Raw genomic sequence first — 1658 nt, 5'->3', positions numbered from 1 at the left:
GTTGTTCGGCGGTGTCCTACTCTCCCACACCCTGTCGGGTGCAGTACCATCGGCGCTGGAGGGCTTAGCTTCCGGGTTCGGAATGGGTCCGGGCGTTTCCCCTCCGCTATGGCCACCGAAACTCTGTGAAACAACAGAGCACGAGGCACACACTCCCACCGACATTCACCCCTGTGGGGTGGTGTGGTGGTTGTGGTGCGGGTTTCAGTTATCTGCTGAACAACTCGTGTGTTGTCTCAGATACTGCACAGTGGACGCGTAGCTTCTTTGTGGTAAGTCCTCGGCCTATTAGTACCAGTCACCTGCACCCATTGCTGGGCTTCCAGTTCTGGCCTATCAACCCGGTGGTCTGCCGGGGGCCTTACCCCCTCGAGGGGGTGAGAAACCTCATCTTGGAACAGGCTTCCCGCTTAGATGCTTTCAGCGGTTATCCCTTCCGAACGTAGCTAACCAGCGGTGCTCCTGGTGGAACAACTGGCACACCAGAGGTTCGTCCGTCCCGGTCCTCTCGTACTAGGGACAGCCTTCCTCAAGTTTCTGACGCGCGCGGCGGATAGAGACCGAACTGTCTCACGACGTTCTAAACCCAGCTCGCGTGCCGCTTTAATGGGCGAACAGCCCAACCCTTGGGACCTACTCCAGCCCCAGGATGCGACGAGCCGACATCGAGGTGCCAAACCATCCCGTCGATATGGACTCTTGGGGAAGATCAGCCTGTTATCCCCGGGGTACCTTTTATCCGTTGAGCGACACCGCTTCCACTTGCCGGTGCCGGATCACTAGTCCCGACTTTCGTCCCTGCTCGACTTGTCAGTCTCACAGTCAAGCTCCCTTGTGCACTTGCACTCGACACCTGATTGCCAACCAGGCTGAGGGAACCTTTGGGCGCCTCCGTTACATTTTGGGAGGCAACCGCCCCAGTTAAACTACCCACCAGGCACTGTCCCTGAACCAGATCATGGTCCGAGGTTGAGGTATCCAATACGATCAGAGTGGTATTTCAACAACGACTCCACACACACTGGCGTGCATGCTTCACAGTCTCCCACCTATCCTACACAAACCGAACCGAACACCAATACCAAGCTGTAGTGAAGGTCCCGGGGTCTTTTCGTCCTGCCGCGCGTAACGAGCATCTTTACTCGTAATGCAATTTCGCCGAGTCTATGGTTGAGACAGCTGAGAAGTCGTTACGCCATTCGTGCAGGTCGGAACTTACCCGACAAGGAATTTCGCTACCTTAGGATGGTTATAGTTACCACCGCCGTTTACTGGGGCTTAAATTCTCAGCTTCGCTCCGAAGAACTAACCGGTCCTCTTAACCTTCCAGCACCGGGCAGGCGTCAGTCCGTATACATCGTCTTACGACTTCGCACGGACCTGTGTTTTTAGTAAACAGTCGCTTCTCACTGGTCTCTGCGACCCACACCAGCTCAGGAAGCACGTTCCATCACCAGCAGGGGTCCCCCTTCTCCCGAAGTTACGGGGGCATTTTGCCGAGTTCCTTAACCATAGTTATCTCGATCGCCTTGGTATTCTCTACCTGATCACCTGTGTCGGTTTGGGGTACGGGCCGTGTACCAGCTCGCTAGAGGCTTTTCTCGGCAGCATAGGATCACTGAATTCGCCTCATTCGGCTATGCATCACCTCTCAGGCT

Annotated in this window: 2 rRNA genes; both read right to left on the bottom strand. The window is 55.7% G+C overall.

Annotated elements, in window-relative coordinates:
- Nucleotides 1-3: 3 nt before the first annotated feature.
- Nucleotides 4-120: ribosomal RNA gene (gene rrf, locus AC0IX4_RS22910) — 5S ribosomal RNA — on the bottom strand.
- 148 nt (nt 121-268) lie between these two features.
- A 23S ribosomal RNA gene (locus AC0IX4_RS22905) occupies nt 269-1658 on the bottom strand; the annotation flags it as partial.

Source organism: Rhodococcus sp. AC861, from assembly GCF_979256035.1.
This window is presented reverse-complemented; position numbering and strand designations above follow the sequence as displayed.